13 protein-coding genes are annotated in these 16,511 nt (G+C 64.1%); 6 read left to right on the forward strand and 7 right to left on the reverse strand.

What is annotated here, in order from left to right; all coding sequences use genetic code 11:
- The first annotated feature begins 44 nt into the window (after positions 1-44).
- On the forward strand, positions 45-2,015 hold the full coding sequence (locus tag BRAD3257_RS24290) for a 4Fe-4S binding protein (protein ID WP_122403940.1): 1,971 nt from the start codon (positions 45-47) through the stop codon (positions 2,013-2,015).
- 36 nt (positions 2,016-2,051) lie between these two features.
- Here BRAD3257_RS24290 and BRAD3257_RS24295 read toward each other — a convergent pair whose 3' ends face one another.
- Complete coding sequence (locus BRAD3257_RS24295; RefSeq protein ID WP_244607680.1) at positions 2,052-3,341, reverse strand: c-type cytochrome; 1,290 nt, start codon at positions 3,339-3,341, stop codon at positions 2,052-2,054.
- 332 nt (positions 3,342-3,673) lie between these two features.
- On the reverse strand, positions 3,674-4,144 hold the full coding sequence (locus BRAD3257_RS39775; RefSeq protein ID WP_160118838.1) for a hypothetical protein: 471 nt from the start codon (positions 4,142-4,144) through the stop codon (positions 3,674-3,676).
- Between the two features lie 16 nt (positions 4,145-4,160).
- On the opposite strand from BRAD3257_RS39775, the gene BRAD3257_RS41785 reads away from it, so the two are divergent.
- Positions 4,161-4,283, forward strand: coding sequence for a hypothetical protein (locus BRAD3257_RS41785; protein WP_283809894.1), 123 nt, complete (start codon positions 4,161-4,163; stop codon positions 4,281-4,283).
- A 7-nt stretch (positions 4,284-4,290) separates the two neighbouring features.
- Here the strand turns inward: BRAD3257_RS41785 and BRAD3257_RS24305 are convergent, their stop codons facing one another.
- Positions 4,291-5,283 (reverse strand): Bug family tripartite tricarboxylate transporter substrate binding protein, encoded by a 993-nt coding sequence (locus BRAD3257_RS24305; protein ID WP_244607681.1) that lies wholly within the window; start codon positions 5,281-5,283, stop codon positions 4,291-4,293.
- A gap of 341 nt (positions 5,284-5,624) precedes the next feature.
- Here BRAD3257_RS24305 and BRAD3257_RS24310 point away from each other — a divergent pair, with 341 nt between their 5' ends.
- On the forward strand, positions 5,625-6,761 hold the full coding sequence (locus BRAD3257_RS24310; protein ID WP_122403942.1) for a GNAT family N-acetyltransferase: 1,137 nt from the start codon (positions 5,625-5,627) through the stop codon (positions 6,759-6,761).
- Between the two features lie 26 nt (positions 6,762-6,787).
- On the opposite strand, the gene BRAD3257_RS24315 is transcribed toward BRAD3257_RS24310, so the two are convergent.
- Positions 6,788-8,011, reverse strand: a complete 1,224-nt coding sequence (locus BRAD3257_RS24315) for an FAD-dependent oxidoreductase (RefSeq protein WP_162500339.1) — start codon at positions 8,009-8,011, stop codon at positions 6,788-6,790.
- Between the two features lie 436 nt (positions 8,012-8,447).
- On the opposite strand from BRAD3257_RS24315, the gene BRAD3257_RS24320 reads away from it, so the two are divergent.
- From BRAD3257_RS24320 to BRAD3257_RS24330, 3 genes are all read left to right on the forward strand, one after another.
- Positions 8,448-9,794: an oligosaccharide flippase family protein gene (locus tag BRAD3257_RS24320; protein ID WP_122403943.1), complete on the forward strand. Its 1,347-nt coding sequence runs from the start codon at positions 8,448-8,450 to the stop codon at positions 9,792-9,794.
- 236 nt (positions 9,795-10,030) lie between these two features.
- Positions 10,031-11,206 carry a glycosyltransferase family 4 protein gene (locus BRAD3257_RS24325; protein WP_122403944.1) on the forward strand — a complete coding sequence of 392 codons (1,176 nt, stop codon included), beginning with the start codon at positions 10,031-10,033 and terminating at the stop codon, positions 11,204-11,206.
- A gap of 29 nt (positions 11,207-11,235) precedes the next feature.
- Entirely contained in the window at positions 11,236-12,771 is a 1,536-nt protein-coding gene (locus BRAD3257_RS24330; protein WP_122403945.1) for a glucosamine inositolphosphorylceramide transferase family protein, read from the forward strand.
- A gap of 110 nt (positions 12,772-12,881) precedes the next feature.
- Here BRAD3257_RS24330 and BRAD3257_RS24335 read toward each other — a convergent pair whose 3' ends face one another.
- The 3 genes from BRAD3257_RS24335 to BRAD3257_RS24345 form a co-directional block, all read right to left on the reverse strand.
- A complete protein-coding gene (locus BRAD3257_RS24335) occupies positions 12,882-13,829 on the reverse strand; it encodes an ABC transporter substrate-binding protein (protein WP_122403946.1) in 948 nt (315 codons plus the stop codon).
- Positions 13,830-13,914: 85 nt separating this feature from the next.
- Positions 13,915-14,955 (reverse strand): ABC transporter permease subunit, encoded by a 1,041-nt coding sequence (locus tag BRAD3257_RS24340; protein WP_122403947.1) that lies wholly within the window; start codon positions 14,953-14,955, stop codon positions 13,915-13,917.
- On the reverse strand, positions 14,948-16,471 hold the full coding sequence (locus tag BRAD3257_RS24345; RefSeq protein WP_122403948.1) for a sugar ABC transporter ATP-binding protein: 1,524 nt from the start codon (positions 16,469-16,471) through the stop codon (positions 14,948-14,950). Before BRAD3257_RS24345 ends, BRAD3257_RS24340 begins: the two co-directional genes overlap by 8 nt.
- Positions 16,472-16,511 lie beyond the last annotated feature (40 nt).

Here is a 16,511-nt window from a genome sequence, read left to right on the forward strand (position 1 = left end):
AGCAGCCAGCGAAGACCGTCCTGATCTGCTCGTGCGAAGACACGATGCGTCTCGACGTGGCTGCGATCCGGCACGGATGCCCGAACTGCGAGCTCAAGAGCTTTCGCCACCTCTGCGGTGCGGAGCTCGATCATTTCCGCAACATTGCCGCGGCGGAAGGCATGCTGACGGTCGCCTGCACGCAGCAGGCCGCGCAGTTTTCTGACGAGGCCGGCGAACGGCCTGATGCAATCAGCTTCGTCAATATCCGCGAAACGGCCGGCTGGTCGCGCGAGGGCGCGCGGACTGGCCCAAAGATGGCCGGCCTGCTCGCATCCGCCTCCATCCCGGCCCCGGACTATCCGCTCGTCACCTTGTCGAGTGAGGGCGTGATCCTGATCTACGGCCGCGATGAGGCTGCGATCGAGGCCGGCCGCCTGCTTGCCGATCACCTCGACGTCACGGTGATGCTGAAGCAGCTCGATGACGCGGTGCCGCCGGCTGCAACGGTGTTCCCGATCGTCAAGGGTACGATCCGCTCCGCGAAGGGACATTTCGGCGCGTTCGAACTTGCTATCGACGACTATGCGCGTCCCCGCCCCTCCTCGCGCGATCGTTTCGTGCTGGACCCGCCACGAAGCGGCGTCACCTCGCGCTGCGATATCGTGCTCGATCTGTCCGGCGATTTGCCGCTGTTTGCCGCCCACGACTTGCGCGACGGCTATCTTCGCGCCGACCCGAAAGATCCCGCTGCAGTGCTGCGCGCCGTGCTGACCGCGCGCGATCTGGTCGGCAGCTTCGACAAGCCGAGATATGTCGACTTTGCGCCCGCCCTTTGCGCCCATTCGCGCTCGAAGCGCACGGGCTGCCACCGCTGCCTCGATCTCTGCCCGACGGGGGCGATCACGCCTGACGGCGATCATGTCGCAATCGATCCCAACATCTGCGCCGGCTGCGGCCAATGCGCGGCTGCCTGCCCGACCGGCGCGGCCTCCTACGCGCTGCCGCCCCCCGATACACAGCTCCAGCAAATTCGCGCCATGCTGCTCGCCTATCGCGAGGCTGGCGGCGCTGATGCGGTGCTGCTTTTTCATGACGGATCGCACGGCACGCCTCTGATCGAGGCCCTCGCGCGGCATGGCGATGGCCTGCCGGCGAACGCGCTCCCCTTTGCCGTCAACGAGGTCACGCAGGTGGGGCTGGAAGCGATTGTCGGCGCCTTCGCCTATGGCGTATCCGCCGTGCGCTTCCTGCTCCGCGCCAAGCCGCGCCACGATGTGACCGGATTGGCGCAGACGATCGCGATGGCCGAAGCGATTCTAGGCGGCCTTGGATTTGCAGGCCGTCGCCTCGCCACCATCGAAACGGATGATCCCGATGCGCTCGGCGAGCATTTGACCGATATCGGCACGCTTGCCGCGGTCGCGACGCCCGCGACCTTCAAGACCGTCGGCAAGCGGCGCGACCTCTTGCGGTTCGCCCTCGGCGAGTTGCACCGACTGGCGCCGCAGCCGATCGACGTGATCGCCCTGCCGCAAGGTGCGCCGGTTGGCGCAATCACCGTCGATACCGATGGCTGCACGTTGTGCCTCTCCTGCGTCTCCGCCTGCCCGACCGGCGCGCTGCGCGACGATCCCGAGCGGCCCGTGTTGAAATTCATCGAGGATGCCTGCGTGCAATGCGGCCTGTGCCAGAGCACCTGTCCGGAAAAGGTCATCAGCCTCAAGCCGCAGATCGATTTCCGCGCGGCGCGTGCTCCCGCCGCGATTATCAAGGAAGAAGAGCCCGCACTCTGCGTCCGCTGCGGCACGCCCTTCGGCGTGAAGAGCACGATCGACCGCATCGCAGCCAAGCTCGAAGGCCGGCACTGGATGTATCCGGCCGGCGACAAACGGGTCGAGGCACTCAGGATGTGCGCAGACTGCCGCGTCATCGTCATGAGCGAACAGCAATTCGATCCGTTCAAGGGCGTTCCGGAACGAACCCCGCCACGGACGACGGATGACTATCTACGCCAACCCAACGGCAAGGATTAGACGAAGCGGACGTCTTCGCAAGGCCGGAAGAGGCAATCATCGCGACGTCGCGCGGCCCAGGAACTCGGTGAGTGCGCGCCGGTCTTCGGCCGAACCGATGCGTTGCTCCGGCATCTTGGTGCCGGGGGTATAGGTGTTCGGCCCAATTTCGAACAGTCTTGCGACCGTTTCCGGCGTCCAGACGATGTCCATCCTCTTCAGCGCATCGGAGAAGCGATATCCCGGGAGCGAAGCGATCTTGCGGCCATATAGTCCAGCAAGCGTCGGGCCGGCACGCTGCACCTCCTTGTCCGACAGCGTGTGGCAGGCAACACACGCCCGAAATACATCGGCGCCATGATCGCCGGCATAGGCCGCGAGCGGATCGGCCGGTGTGCCGATCAGACCTGAGCCGATGGGATCGCCGGTGCGCGCGTTCCAGCGCCTGATCCTGCCGTCCGCACCACCCGTCATCAGTGTCTCGCGGTCTGGAAGGAACGCGACCGACCACACCGGCTGCCCGGGCCCAACCAGCGTGCGCAGCAGGTTGCGCGACTTGCGATCGATGATCGCCACTGTGCCGCCGATGCCGGCCGCAGCGATCAATGCGCCGTCCGCCGACATCGTCAAGGCCACCACCGGTGTCGGGCTGGCCGCGACCTCGCCGCTGACCTTGCCGTCGGTGCTCAGCATGCGCAGCTTGCCGTCGACCGCGCCTGTGACGATTTCACCATCCGGCGCCACGGCCACCGTGTTCAGCGCCGCCGGCAACGTCACGATTTCCGGCTGGCCATCCGGCAAACGCCAGATTCGCAGCGCAAGATCGTAGCCGACGCTGACAAGTCTGCCGTCCGGCAGGAAAGCGACACCGTTGACGTTCTGCGTATGCCCTTCGAGCGCGCGGGACGTGCCGTCCGATAGCGACCAGAGCCGTACCGTCCGATCCCATGAAGCCGATGCGAGAACCGACCCATCGGGCGACACGGCAAGTGCCGCGATCGGAGCGACGTGCCCTTCCAGCACCCGGTCTGGCTCCTGCCGTCCCGCCGTCCACACCGCAATTCGTGCATCGGCGCCGGCCGTGATCATGCGGCCGTCCTTCAGAATGACGACCGCATTGACGCCATCAGCATGATACCGCAGCACTTGCTCTGCGGTGTCCGTCTTGAGCGACCAGCGGATGACCGCCGTGTCGAAGCTGCCGGAAAGAAGGCTGCCCCCGTCGGGCGAGATGGCGAGAGCCCGTATCGGGCCGCCGTGTCCGACCATGTCGGCGTGCGCGGGCGATGCGGCAAAGATGACCCACAGCGCCGCAGCGATGTTCCTGCACCAAGGCGATCTGTTCATTCGTGGCCGCCCTGCTGACATTCACGCTCTCAAGATTGCCAGAACGGGCAACGGAAATGAATATCCGGGACCGGTCTACTTGGCAGGTGCGGTCGTGGTCTTGGAGGATCCCTCGGGAGCGGCCTGCATTCCAGGCGGACTCTGGCCCTGGGGGCTTTCGGCTGGCGCACCACCCGAACCTGTATTGGTCGGGCCCGTCCAACCTTGCGGCTGTGCTTGACCTTTCTCCTCGGGACGGGTTGGCGTCGGCGAGGAGTTGGTTTGCGCGGGCTGGGCCAGGGCGCTCCCAGCAAAGCAAAGTGCAGCGAAGCACAAAAGCGTTTTCGCTAATCTCACGCAATATCTCCGATGCGCTCACTAACTCGCAAGAACTTCCAAACCCTCCTTCCGTTCCGAAGCGTGCAGTGCAATAGCCCGGCTCGCGCATCCTCCGCCTTGAATGCCGATCGCCCCGACACCAGATTCTGGCTGCTCACGTCAAGGAAGACGGCATGCAGGGGCGAACGGGGCCAATTCTGCGGATGATTGCGCGGCTGCGCGTTCTTGGTGCCATTGATGGCCTGCAAGATCCCGCTGCGCGAGAAGCCTCGCCTTTCCTCCTCCTCGTTGCCGTCGTGCTCGCGCTGCTGCTCGCAGTCTTGGAAGTCGATTTGAATGGCACCGAGCTTCAGTCCCTTGGCTTGATGGGCGATGCGTTTTCCGCCGATCCCGTGTTCAAGAGCCCATAGGACCGCGGAAGCCTTGGAGCGATCAACGAGCTTGCTGGCGGCAAGCCGTGTCGTATAGATGGTTTGCTGGTCCAATCGAGGGAGGCTGAGGATGAAGGCTTTTTTGCTTGGCTGCGTCGCGGCCCTGGTGATTGCGATTGCGGGGATGCTGATCTTGGATCGCGTTCAGGAGCCCGCCGCGCAGGCGTTTGCTACGACCGGGGTGCGTCTCTGAGAAGCACTCAGTCGCGCTTGAGCCCGATCGACTTGACGATGGGAGTCAGGCGGACGAGTTCGTCCTCGACGAGGCGCTGAAATTTATCGGGGCCTGAATCGATGTCCGGCTCCAAACCTTGCGAACGATAGCTTTCCTGCAACTGAGGATCGGCCATCGCCGCGCGGGTCGCGGCGGCGATCCGCTCCACGACCGCGTCCGGGGTCGCTCTTGGGGCAAACAAGCCAAACCAGCCGGCATATCTGAGGCCTGGCATGCCGGATTCGGCAACCGTCGGAACTTCCGGCGCTCCGCTCAACCGCCGGTCGCTCGTCACGGCGATCAGCCGCAGCTTGCCCGCAAAGTGCAATTGCAGGATCTGGCTCGAGACCACTGCAATGACCGAGTTGATCTGGCCACTGACGAGGTCGCTGGTCGCGGGCCCCATGCCCCGGTAAGGGACGTGAACCAAATCCGCCGCAAGACCCGATTGCTGTCTGAACATCTCTCCGACGAGATGATTGCCGGTGCCGACGCCGGGAGTGCCATAGGTAAGCCCACCCGGATTGGCCTTCGCAAAAGCTGCCAGCTCCCGCAGATCCTTCACCGGCAGGGACGGATGAACGGCGAATGCAAGCGTGCTCGTAATCAGCCGGTAGATGGCGCGGAAATCGCGAACCGCGTCGTAGGCGGGCTGCGCCGACGACAACGGAATCGTCACTTGGGTGCTGCCATTGCCGAGCAGAAGCGAGTAGCCATCCGGTGCGCTCTGCGCCACCGCGGCGGAGCCGATCGCACCGCCGGCGCCGCCGATATTCTCGACATGGACCTGCCCCAGCAGCGGAGTGACCTTGTCGGCCCATGGACGGCCGATCTGATCACCTGCAGCGCCAGCCGAATAGGGAATGACCAGCTTGATGGAGCGGGAGGGGTAATCGTCGGCGGTTGCACCACCGGGCCAGGCAGCCAGCGCCGCGAGGCACGCCGCCATATCGAGCAGTTCTCGCCGTGAAAGGGACATCTTCTGCGTATTCGGGACCGAGCTGATCATCTTGCACGAATGAGAGGTCTGGAAAATCCGTGTAAGGAGGTCACTGCCCTGCACTGTGCGGGCGGCAATGGCCGCGCGAGCTGTGTCGCAATCCTTGCCGACGCTCCACCGCTACCAACCGTTTGCTGGCGCGAGTCGATCTTGGGCCCCATATCCATCTCCGGCATCTTAAGGGTTTGGTAACGATACGAACATGGTTGAACGCATTGATGCAAATCGCGCGCCGCCGGTGTTTGACCCGTAACGACCTTGCTATAAGCGCAGCTACGGCTCGACGACGCTCGCGAATGACTTGGTTTCCCTGATTGCGCATGAACAAGCTCAGCAACACGTTCGACATCGTCATCGAACAGTCGTTCGACTTTCTGTCTCCGGAATATGCACAGCTGTTTGATCGCTCGGCCGCCACTGCGTTCCAGCATCCGATCTGGCTGAACAGCCTCTACACCAGGCTCGCGCCCGAAGCGGGTGCGACAGCTTTGGTCCTCGTGGTCCGCTACCGCGCGACGGGGGCCCTTGCGATGGTGTTGCCCCTGCTCCGGATCCGGCGCGGTCCGATACGAACCGTCGAGTTCGCCGACCTCCGCGTTTCCGACTATCTGGCGCCGGTTTGCAGCCCTGACGTGTTGTCGCAACTGCTCGGTGACGCCGCTGCATGCGCGCAGATTCGGCGCCTTGTCCGCCCTTTCGATCTGCTCCGAATGGCCAAGCTGCCCGACGCGCGGCTTCCGATCGAAGAGCTCCTGGGCGCGCCACGACGTGTATCGATGGACACCAATGCCTATGCCACGGTTCTCGTCGCGCCGTTCGAGCAATGGCGCGCCAGCGCGATGGATCGCTCCTATCAGAAGGAGCTCGCAAAGAAGTATCGTCAACTGCAGAAGAAAGGCGCGCTGAGCTTCTCATGCTGCGGCGACGGCCCCGCCGTGCTCGAGACGCTGGATGTGATGAGGAAGTTTCGCGGCCCGCGCTTTCACGCACAGGGCGACGGAGATCTGCTTCAGCGTCCCGAATATTACGGCTTCTATTCCGACGTCGCCCTTCGCGGCATGGGCTCCTTTGTCCGCGTCTATGCCATGAAGATGGACGGCGACGTGATTGCCGCCGTGCTGGGACTGTGCCAGCGGGGCAGCTTCCTCGTCATCATGAGCGCCTTCGATATCGAGGGCTACAAGAGCCAATCCCTCGGCGCGCTGATGTTCGAACAAGTGGCGCGGGATTGTATCGAGCGCGGAGATCAGATGCTCGATTTCACCATCGGCGATGAGCCATACAAGAAGTTGTTCGGCGGGCGGCCTTCGCCGATGTGGGCGGTCACGCAGGCGGGCAGCACCATAGGGGCCATCGCCCTCTTCGCGTTGAAGCAGGCTCCCTGGCTCAAGCTGGCGGCCAAGCGGCTGTCCGATTTGAGGCTCCAGCCCGCCCGCCCCACAACTCCGACGCGCTGACCGGCGGCAGGCGCAGGGCGCAGAGCCTAGGCGCGCAACGCGCCGCGGACACGCTCGAGCCAGCCCGGATTCATTTGGTCGACGCGGTGTGCAAGACTGCGCCGCAGGAAGTGCAACCGCCGCCGCACGTTCCAGCCGATATCGTTGCGGGACGTCAGGGCCTGGCGGAAGCGCGCCATCTTCAGCGACTGCTGGTCCGCCGCGATCTTGTCGCGATCGGAATAGAACTGCGAAATCTTCTCCCGGCCCATGCCTGCGGTCATGAGCCACCGCGGAACGTATTCGGTGCAAAGACGGTCGACGTCCACCAACAGGCGGGCGACGCCCGTGCCGGCGGCGGGACAGTTGGTCTGGAACGCATCGCCGATGAGCACGACGCCGGGCTGGAGATGTCCCTCCACGACAGTCAGATCCATCACCCAATTCTGGACCCGGTCGGTCACGCGGAAATCGCCGAGGTAGGACTGCAATCCCGGCAGCAGGCGCAAAACCGTCGCTTCCGGTTCGCGACGCAATTCGCGCATGATCGGATCGGTCGGATCGCGGAACATGAAGAGATTGGCCCGCATGCCGGCACGGACGGGAAACAGGCTGAGATAGTCGATGCCGTCCGCCGTGCGTTCGCCGTAGCAGGTCAACGCCTCGAAATCGAACGGGCGACCGTCCTTGCGAGCGATCGTGAAGCCGAAAGAAACCGAATGGCGCTCGGCCAGCACACGCCGCCTGATGCCAAGCTTGTGACCCAGCACTCCCGCCATGCCGGTGGCGAGAACAACGAGGCGAGCCGTCACACACCGTCCGGAGGCCAGCTCGAGATGCTGGACGTCGTCGCTGCTGCTGATCGCTGTGACCTCGTCGACGATCAGGTTGGACGGATCGGGAATCTGGCTGCGCGCCATGGCGACGAGATCGGCATAGGGAAATCCGTAAGCCTGGCCGACGCTGACATCGACCACTTTACCCTCCCGGATATTGAGCACCCGCTGATATCGGCAAGCGACGCCGTCGAGCGCGCTGAGGAAGCCCAGCTTGCGGAGCAACTGCAGCTGATGGCCGCCGATCTTTTCGACCCGGAACTCGTCCGGATAGACCGCCCGCTTGTCGACGAGAGCAACGCGATGCCCTGCCCGCGCCAGCACGGCCGCCGCAAGCGATCCCGCAAGGCCGCCGCCGACAATTGCGATGTCCGAGACGATCGGTGCGGTCCCGCCCCCGTCGATCGGCCCGGTCACGGTTCTATCCGTCGTCATGGCTCCTGCTCCCACGGTTAACGGGCGCTTCCAGTGCAATTCTCTCGCCTGATGTCGCATCGCAGAGCCAAGTGCGATCATTTCCGGAGATTGAGGTTAACGACCGGGAGCGTCGGGCACACCGCCGCCATCGCGGCACGCGTCTTGCTCGGGAGGCTCTGCAAATTCCGGATTCCGTCTCGGCGGCCGATCTCCGCGAGCCATTCCGCACTCAAACGGCTGATCTCGCCTCTTTCGGTCGTCGATGCGGCGCTATCACGTCAGTCGATCGGGTCGGACTTTGCATTGCTTGGGACAATGGGGACGACGATGTTCAAGAGTGAAGCAACCGGCGTAACCGCGATATCGTCGCGACCGGCGCGATCTCGCGAGCCGTCCATTAACACTCACGATTTTTCGGCATGCTAGGCTGTCGCCAGTATCGGAACATGTCCCCTTGATCGAATCCATCCTCCAGTTCATGCGGCGCGACGTCACGCGCGGTGTTGTCGGAACCATCCTTCTCAAGGTTGGCAGCGGCGTGCTCGCGTTTGCATTGTTCTCGCTGGCGGCACGAACGATGTCGCCTGATGGCTTCGGCATCTTTGCGACCTGGCTTTCGGTGGCGCAGATCGCAGCCGTCGTGGGACTGGTCGGACAGGAATCCTTGCTGGTGCGATTCCTGAACGAATATCAGGTCGGCGGCCGGCCGGACCTCACCAAAGGTGTCCTCCTGTCAAGCTTGAAGATCGCCTCGGTCGCAATGCTGGTCGTGATCGGCGGGATCGCCGTCGCGGCGAGCGTGAGGGGCGACTGGTGGCTGCTGATCCTTGCGGTGTCCGCCTATACCGCCGTCAATGCCGGCGTGATGCTCGGCAGCCAGATCGCGCGCTCGCTGGTCAGCATTCTCATGGGCGAAGGAAATCGCGAGTTCTTCTGGCGGGTCATCGTCGTCCTGTTCCTGCTCGCGATGCTGCTCGGCCATCGGCAACTCGATCCCGCCGAACTGTTCGCGGTGATGACAATGGCCATGTCGGCAGGGCTGGTTGCGCAGATCGTTTCGATCGCGCGAGTGCTGCCGGATTTGCGCGGTACGCCGGCGCGCTCGGAGACGGCCCGCTGGCGATCGAGCGCCCTTCACTTCTGGCTCGCATCCATCCTTGAAGTCGCCAACCAGTATTTCGACGTCATTCTCGTCTACTGGATGCTGGATCCGGCCACCGCAGGGATCTATTTTGCCGCCTCGCGCCTCGCCAACATCTTCGCCATGCTGTCCGCGGCGCTGTACACGTTCGGCGCGCGCCGACTTCCTTCGCTGTATTTCAGCAAGAACCACCAGGAGTTCGAGCGGACATTACAATTGATGGCGGAAGTGACCGCGCTCTGCGTCATCGCCGGTCTCGCCACGATCTGGATCGGCGGCCCCTATCTCCTCAACCTGTTCGGACCTCATTTCACCGCGCAGCATTCGGTCTTGATCGTGCTCGCAATCGGAACCGCCATCCAGGCAGCTGGCGGCCCGTCGGCTGCGATCCTGCAACTGACCGGTCATGAGAGAATCTATGTTCCCGTCGTTGCCGCCAACGTCGCGCTGCGGCTCGTGGGATTTCTCGTCCTCATTCCCTGGCTCGGCGTGCTCGGCGCGGCGATTTCGGCCACTGTGTCGCTCGCGCTCGCGACGATCGCCCTGAACGTCCTCTGCCGCCGGCGAACCGGGGTGGATCCATCCGTTCTCGTGCTGTTGCGCTTCTCTGCATCAAGGCGCGGCACCTATGCAGTTCGCAGTGCCGACTCGCGCGACTAGATGTCATCGCGCCGTCGTTCAGGTCCGCAGTCACGCGCCGGCAGTGCGCAAGACAGATTTGTTAACGCGCGCGCTGTGCGTCGTCCGGGAACGAGCGAAAATGCTGCGCGAACGACGTCGTAGCCATAGCCTCGCATTAACTCCGTTTGTTGCTAGTCGGTGTCCACCCCGATGGCCGCATGATAGGTACGGAGTCAAGAAGGTGAAGATTTCGTTTCTTTAGCGGGTCGGGATCCGTGCTCCATTATCAGCCGAACAAGGACTTGGGCGAGACGAGCGCGACGGCACCCGCGCGGCCAGACGGCGGCGGGCCGAAGCTGCACGTGCTTCTCGCGCAAACTCAGGCCGAGAACGCCGGTGCGCAGGAGATCTCCCGGCTCCTCGGCGCCGGACTGACCGCTCGCGGCTACCGGGTCACCAATCTATTCTTCTTCCGCAAATCGGACTCCTTCGATGAGCCGCCCGATACGCTTTACTGCGCGCCGAGCCGACCGGGCGATCCGGTGGCGCTGCTGCGGATGCTGTGGACGCTCGGCCGCCATATCAGCACCACCAGGCCCGATGCCGTCCTGACGTTCCAGCATTTCGGCAACGTCATCGGCGGTGGCGTCACGCGCCTCGTCAGCCGTGCACCGGTCGTCGCAAATCAGGTCTCATCCGCGCTGTCGATGAGCTGGCCGGTCCGCACCGCCGACATCGTCATGGGCAGCCTCGGCTTCTTTGACCGCATCACGCTCAATTCGCAGGATATGCAGCGCGAATACTCGCGCTACCCCGCAGCCTACCGGTCGCGCATGGTGCATGTGCCGCACGGCTTCGACGACAAGGCCCTCACCCTGTCGAAGGAGGCTGCACGGCATGAGTTCAATCTGCCGCCGGACTGCGTCCTGCTGGGCTGCGCGGCAAGGCTGCATCCGCACAAGCGGCTCGACATGGCGATACGTCTGCTGCCGGATCAACCGTCCTGGCACCTTGCGCTTGCCGGCCAGGGAGCCGACGAGGCCCGGCTGAGGCAGCTCGCGAACGACTTGAACGTCTCGGACCGACTGCATTTGCTCGGGGAAATCGCCCCCAGCCGGATGGCGGACTTCCTGGCCTGTCTGGACGTGTTCGTATTTCCAACACAGGCCGAAACCTTCGGTCTCGCCGCGGTCGAGGCCGCGAACGCCGGGGTTCCCTCGGTCGTGACCGATCTTCCCGTCCTGCGTGAAGTGTTGTCCTACGAAGGAAGACCGACTGCACTCTTCGTCGATGCCGCCGATCACGCAAAGCTCTCCGCAGCCGTCTCCAAGCTGCTGACGGACAAACAGCTGAGCGACGAACTGCGACAAAATGCCAAGGGCCTACGATTGCGCTATTCGGTAGATGCCATGGTGGAGGAATACGGTCGAATTCTCGACCAGGTCATTTGACCTGATCCGTTGAAATAGATTGGCTCGACATGATCATCGAGTTTCGCTGTGAACGCGAGTACGCGCGGCAGTGGATGGGCCGCGAGACACTGCCGATCGACGGCCGGGACGTTCCGGTTCAAATCGAATGGACGCCAACGGCGGAGCCGCGGCCCGCGGGTCTCGATGCCCTGTTCGAGCTCGAGCGCGTGGTGCTGCACAAGGGCAGACATAGCGGCGCCAACAAGCTGAAGATCGTTCCGGAACGGACACAGGTCCGTACCGAGACGGCCGACGTGGTCGTCGATTTTACGGGTGCCGCGCGGGATCCGGACCGCTCTGCCCGGCTGTATCTTCGGCCATTGTTCAACGGGGTTGCGGGCGAAAATGCCGCGCTCGCCGCCATTCTCGCCGGCGACCTGCCCGTGATCGACATCGTCAACGAGATCGACGGTTCAGTCCTCGACCGCGGCCATCCATCCGGAGAAATTGCCGCAGGTCTCAGCGGCGCGCTCGAAACGGTCATGGCGCGGACCCTGACCATGGTGGCGGCGATCCTGTCGGGAAGGCCGCGTATCGTGCCGCAGCTGGCGCGCCCCGCCGGAAATGGCTTGCCCCGCGGACCCGTTGGCTATGTCGTGCGCGGCCTTGCCATGTCGATCGCCAAGGAAATCTATCGTCTCTGCTGCTATGCTCCGCATTGGCATATCGGATGGCGCTTCAATGACGGCGCGGGCGTCTGGCAGACCGGAGATCTGTCAGGTCCAAGCTGGAACGTTCTGGCAGATCCAGGAAACCACTTCTACGCCGATCCCTTTCCCATCACATGGCAGGGACGGACATTCGTCTTCTTCGAGGACCTCGATCACCGTGTCGGGAAAGGCATCATCTCGGCGATCGAGTTCAATGACGCGGGGCCGGTCGGCGAGGTGATGCCGGTGCTGGAGGAGCCCTGGCACCTCTCCTATCCGTTTCTGATCGAAGACGATGGCGAGCTGTGGATGATCCCGGAGAGCTCGGTCCGCGGGGACGTCGCCCTCTACAAATGCGTTCGATTTCCGGACCAATGGGAGGGATACGCGACGCTCCTTTCCGGCCTCGAGCTGGCCGACGTCACGATCACGCGGCACAACGGCCTCCACTATCTGTTTGGCGCCTGGCGCGACGGAACGGCTGGCTATTCGGATTCACTGGCGATCTATTGCGCCGATCGCCTCTTGGGGCCCTGGCTGCCCCACGCCAGCAATCCGGTCTTGATCGACCGTGCAAGCACGCGGCCCGCGGGGAACTTCGTCACCCTCGATGACAAATTGTGGCGCCCGGTCCAGGACTGCACCGAGGGATACGGCGCAGCGCTTGCCCTGGCGGAAGTGGTCGAACTGTCACCGACGACGTTCAAGCAGATCGTCCGTCACTCTCTGAAACCCGGACCGGCCTGGCCCGGCAGGAAGCTGCACACCTTGAACCGCTGCGGTCGGCTCGAGGTGATCGACGGATCGCGCGTCCAGCCCAAGACCAGTGCCTTCGCAAGCAGATTTCCATCCGCCATGCTGGCTCCGCGCACCAGTCCATATACTGTCCGCTGAAGCCACCGGCGCGCTCGTGCGGCCGATGACGCACCTGCGTCAGCGACGGACGGCGTCGATCAGAACGCCGTCCGTCATCTTGGGTTTGGGTGCTCGCGAGGAGCCGCGACTTACTGGGAGCGATCCGAGGTCCAGCCCTTGTACTCGGCGACGTTGTCTCTGGTCACGAGCTTGGACGGAAGCAGCTCGACGGTCGAGGCCGGCTTCTGGCCGTTGAGAATGCCGACACCGACCTGTACGGCCCGCCGTGCCATGAAGAACGGGTCCTGCGACGCCGAGGCCTGGATCTGCGGCGACTGCGGATCTTTCAGCGCGGCCTCGATATCAGGCGCACCGTCGACCGCGGTGATGATGATGCCGCTACGGTTCTGCTGGCGCGCGGCAAGATCGGTGCCGATCGCCTGCGGATCGTTGATGGCGAAGATGGCGTCGATCTTGGGGAAGCGGGTCAGATAACCCTGCGCGACGGTGAGCCCGCCCTCGCGCGAGCCCTTGCCGTCCTGGTCGCTGGACAGCACCTTGATGCCGGGATTTTTCGAAAAGACGTTCTTGCAGCCGACGACGCGGTCGATCACGGCGGAGACCTGCGGCCCGTTCTCGATGATGACGTCGCCCTTGCCGCCCAATTTGTCGACAATGTACTGGCAGGAGATCTCGCCGGCCTGCACGTTGTTCGTGGTCACGGTGGCGTCGGCGCCTTCGGCCGCGGTGTCGACGGCGACGACGACGATGCCCGCCGCCTGCGCCTTCTTGATCGCCGGCCCGATCGCCTTGGGATCGCCGGGGTTGAGCAGGATCAGGTCGACACCTGCGGCGATGAAATTGTCGATTTGGGTAACCTGCTTGCCGAGATCGTATTCGAATCCGACCGTCGTGATCTTCACGTTGGGATTGGTCTTCTTCGCCTCGAACTCGGCGCCCTTCGACAGCGCGACGAAGAACGGATTGCCCATCGATCCCAGCGAGACGCCGATCGACTTGAGCTCCTTCGCCGAGGACGGCACGGTGCTAAGAACAAGCGCCGTCGCAGCGCCGGCGAGCATGATTGTCTTCAACATGGACTTCCTCCCTGGTCTGTCTTCGTCCCCGGCGCGGCAGACCAGTTGCCGCAACGGAATTCGCATCGAAGGCGCGCCCAGCCTGTCAGGTCCTGGCCGAGCCTTGCAGCCGGTACCGATCGAGCGCCACGGCGCCGATGATCACCAGGCCCTTGATCACATATTGCCAGATATCGGAGACACCGATGAGGATGAGGCCGTTGGACAGCACGGCGATGATCAGCGCGCCGACCAGCGTGCCCCAGATCGAGCCGATGCCACCGACGAAGGAGGTGCCGCCGAGGATCACGGCGGTGATCGCGTCGAGCTCATAGGACTGGCCGAGCTGGAGGCCGTTGGCCGCATAGAGCCGTGCCGCCTGCATGGCGCCGCCGAGCCCGGCGAAAAGTCCGGAGACACCGTAGACGAAGATCAGCACGGCCCAGACCTTGATGCCGGCAAGCCGCGCCGCGCTTTCGTTGCCGCCCACCGCATAGATATGCACGCCGAGCACGGTCCGGCGCAGCACCAGCCACGAGACGAGGATGACCAGCAAGGCGATCACCGAGAGCCACGGGATCGAGAGGGCGCCGGGAACCAGCGTCAGCGAACCGTTGCCGATGAAGGCATAGGGAATGGATGGATTGAACACGGTGGTGTCGGCCCCGAGCAGTCGCGCGAGGCCGCGCACGGCGGTGAGAGAGCCGAGCGTGACGATGAAAGGCGGCAGGCGGAGCAGCGCGATCAGCGCGCCGTTGACGACACCAAAGCCAAATCCCGTGAGCAGCGCGGCCGGCAGCCACAACATGCCGAGTTCCGGCAGCTTGGAGAGCGTCAATCCTGCCATTGCGGAGGCCGCCAGGATCGAGCCGACCGAGAGGTCGATGCCGCCAGTGAGGATGACGAAGGTCATGCCGGCCGCGAGCACCGTGTTCACCGCGGCCTGTTGCAGCACGATGCCGAGGTTCTGTCCGGTGAAGAAGCGGCCCTCGGACAGCACGTGGAAGCCGATGCACAGAATAAGCAGCACCGGCAGCATGCCGAGCGCACTGATCAGCATCCTCATCCGCTGACGCCTTGTCTCTGCGGCAGCACCGTTGGTCGTCGTCGATGCCGGCTTGGCCTCCGCAGCACCATTACTAGGCATCGAGATGCTCCATTCCCGTGGCAAGCGCCATGATGTCTTCCTGCGTCAGCGGCGAGTTCGGGCCGCGGGTGACCTCACCGGCGATGTGTCCGGCCCGCATCACGACGACGCGGTCGCAAATGCCGATGATCTCGGGCAGATCGGACGAGATGACGAGGATCGCGGTGCCGGCCTTGGCCAGATTATCGATGATCGAATAGATCTCCGACTTGGCGCCGACGTCGACGCCGCGCGTCGGCTCGTCGAGGATCAGTACCTTCGGCGCAATGGCGAGAAGCCGCGACAGCAGCACCTTCTGCTGGTTGCCACCGGACAGGCCACCGGCGGGAACGCCGGCATTGGCGGCGCGGATGCTCAGGCCTGCGAAGGCCCGGTCGGCGCGCTCACGCGCCTTGTCGCGATCCAGCACCCAGCCGAGCTTGGCATCGCGCGCGAGCACGGCGAGATTGATGTTGTCCAGGCACGACATGTCGAGAAACAGCCCGAGCGTCTTCCTGTCCTCCGTTAGATAGGCGATGCCGGCCTCGAGCGCCTCGCCAGGCGTGCGGATCTCGACCGGGCGCCCCTCCAGTTCGAGCCGGCCGGAGGTCTTCGGTGACGCGCCGATGATGAGGTGCGCAAGCTCGGTGCGGCCGGCGCCGATCAGGCCGGCGAGCCCGACCACCTCGCCCGCGTGCACGGTGAGCGAGCAACCCTTGACGCGCTGGCCATCGGCCATGTCGATCGCTGCGAGCACGGGGTGCCCCCGCCCCGCCTCCGGATCGTGGTCCTTCTTGTAGAACGAGGAGACGTCACGCCCGACCATCAGCCGGACGATGGTGTCGGCGCGGATCTCGGGCTTGTCCAGCGAACCGACCAGCCGGCCGTCGCGCAGCACGGTGACGCGGTCGCCGAGCGCGTAGACCTCGTCCATGCGATGCGAGATGTAGATGATGGCAAGCCCCTCGGCACGAAGCTGGCGGATCAGCGCGAATAGCCGCTCGCTTTCGGCAGCCGACAACGAGGTGGTCGGCTCGTCCATGATCAGGATCTTTGATCGGGCGTGCAGCGCACGCGCGATCTCGACCAGCTGCCGCTGGCCCATGGACAGATGCGCCACCAGTGTCGATGGCAGAAAGTCCGCGCCCAGTCTCGTCAAGATGGGGCCAACGCCCTCGCGCATCGCCCCGCGCGCCAGCAAACCTGATCGCGACATTTCCCGGCCGAGATAGATATTCTCGGCCACGGTGAGATTGGGAGCGAGCGACAGCTCCTGATAAATGATCGAGATGCCCGCAGCGCGGCCGCCGAGCGGGCCTTCGATCCGCACTGCCTTGCCCTCGATGCGGATCTCGCCGCCGGGATCAGGCCTGTAGGCGCCGGACAGGATCTTCATCAGCGTCGACTTGCCGGCGCCGTTCTCCCCCATCAAAGCATGGATTTCGCCGGCATAGACGGTGAGATCGACAGCACGCAACGCCTTGATGCCGAAGAAGGTCTTCGAGACCCCGCGCATCTCGAGGATCGGATCGTTCATCGTGCCTCCCGGCGCACAATGCGTTTCCCACCCGCGTCTC

Origin of the sequence: Bradyrhizobium vignae (assembly GCF_900324035.1) — a bacterium.
In the GTDB taxonomy this organism is placed as follows: domain Bacteria; phylum Pseudomonadota; class Alphaproteobacteria; order Rhizobiales; family Xanthobacteraceae; genus Bradyrhizobium; species Bradyrhizobium vignae.

Coding starts and splice junctions, on each gene's coding strand:
- BRAD3257_RS24315 (WP_162500339.1), bottom strand. CDS start 8,011: ATGACGACGGATAGAACCGTGACCGGGCCGATCGACGGGGGCGGGACC.
- BRAD3257_RS24295 (WP_244607680.1), bottom strand. CDS start 3,341: ATGAACAGATCGCCTTGGTGCAGGAACATCGCTGCGGCGCTGTGGGTC.
- BRAD3257_RS24345 (WP_122403948.1), bottom strand. CDS start 16,471: ATGAACGATCCGATCCTCGAGATGCGCGGGGTCTCGAAGACCTTCTTC.
- BRAD3257_RS41785 (WP_283809894.1), top strand. CDS start 4,161: ATGAAGGCTTTTTTGCTTGGCTGCGTCGCGGCCCTGGTGATTGCGATT.
- BRAD3257_RS24310 (WP_122403942.1), top strand. CDS start 5,625: ATGAACAAGCTCAGCAACACGTTCGACATCGTCATCGAACAGTCGTTC.
- BRAD3257_RS24305 (WP_244607681.1), bottom strand. CDS start 5,283: ATGTCCCTTTCACGGCGAGAACTGCTCGATATGGCGGCGTGCCTCGCG.
- BRAD3257_RS24335 (WP_122403946.1), bottom strand. CDS start 13,829: ATGTTGAAGACAATCATGCTCGCCGGCGCTGCGACGGCGCTTGTTCTT.
- BRAD3257_RS24340 (WP_122403947.1), bottom strand. CDS start 14,955: ATGCCTAGTAATGGTGCTGCGGAGGCCAAGCCGGCATCGACGACGACC.
- BRAD3257_RS24290 (WP_122403940.1), top strand. CDS start 45: ATGCGTCTCGACGTGGCTGCGATCCGGCACGGATGCCCGAACTGCGAG.
- BRAD3257_RS24330 (WP_122403945.1), top strand. CDS start 11,236: ATGATCATCGAGTTTCGCTGTGAACGCGAGTACGCGCGGCAGTGGATG.